Annotated in this window: 2 protein-coding genes; one reads left to right on the top strand and one right to left on the bottom strand. The window is 54.6% G+C overall.

Annotated elements, in window-relative coordinates; translation table 11 throughout:
- Positions 1-258 (top strand): hypothetical protein (locus DSM107010_RS39205; protein WP_158631982.1); only part of this gene is annotated, 258 nt, incomplete at its 5' end.
- Here the strand turns inward: DSM107010_RS39205 and DSM107010_RS37880 are convergent.
- Positions 252-813, bottom strand: a 562-nt coding sequence (locus tag DSM107010_RS37880) for a Crp/Fnr family transcriptional regulator (protein ID WP_148125958.1), incomplete at its 5' end; no start/stop codon positions are given. The two genes, DSM107010_RS39205 and DSM107010_RS37880, sit on opposite strands and share 7 nt — an antisense overlap.

Consider the following 813-nt stretch of genomic DNA (forward strand, 5'->3'; position numbering starts at 1 on the left):
GTGCGGCTCGTCGTCACGGGCAACGGTGGCTTCCCCGCAGGACCCGGAGACTCGGTAATGCCGATGCCCTTGTTCTCCGCTGAGGAGTTGGAGCCACAATTGCCTTCACAAGTCACTCCAGCACCTGCTGATTCCGAATGGCAAGTAGGAGATCCGGTAGTGGAAGCGACGGGGATTATCAAGACCAAAGATGGTAGGACGTTGTTAGGAATGGTGGGCAGCAGCTTACCAAATGTAGAAGACGCGATTTGTCAGTAAGATGAGTGCCGCGTAACAACGAGCCGCCGCTGCTGCCGGTGGATTTTGCCCTCTGCTTCTAAGCGCTGGAGGATGGTAGTCACCGTGACGCGATTCGTCTCCAGCGTCTGAGCCAACTGCTGATGGGTCAACGGCAGATCGAGCCAGCGACCGTTTTCCACCTCACGACCAAATTTCTGACTCAACCAGACGAGCAGTTGCCACAACTTCAAAGACAGGGGATTGATGTGGACGATGCATAGGAGTTCTTCGGTTTGCTGCTGGTGTTGAACGATCGCCTCGGTGAAATGCGCTCGTTGAGTGTAGGGGTAGCTACTGATGAGGACATCTGTGAGGCAGTGGAGTTCGTATGGTTGCACTCGGGACAATGCATGTCCGACGACATCTCCCACTCCCCAGTAGCCCAAGCAAACCAGCTCGCCCTCACTAGTCCAAGTCATGCTACAAACGACACCTGATGCGATTTGCCATAAAACTGTCTTGTGTTCCGGCAGCCGTGCGCGACGGACAAATTGCTGTTGGAGCGGTGGAGTAACTAAATCAGCAAGCGGTTTT

Source organism: Chroococcidiopsis cubana SAG 39.79, assembly GCF_003991895.1.
Classification (GTDB): Bacteria; Cyanobacteriota; Cyanobacteriia; order Cyanobacteriales; family Chroococcidiopsidaceae; genus Chroococcidiopsis; species Chroococcidiopsis thermalis.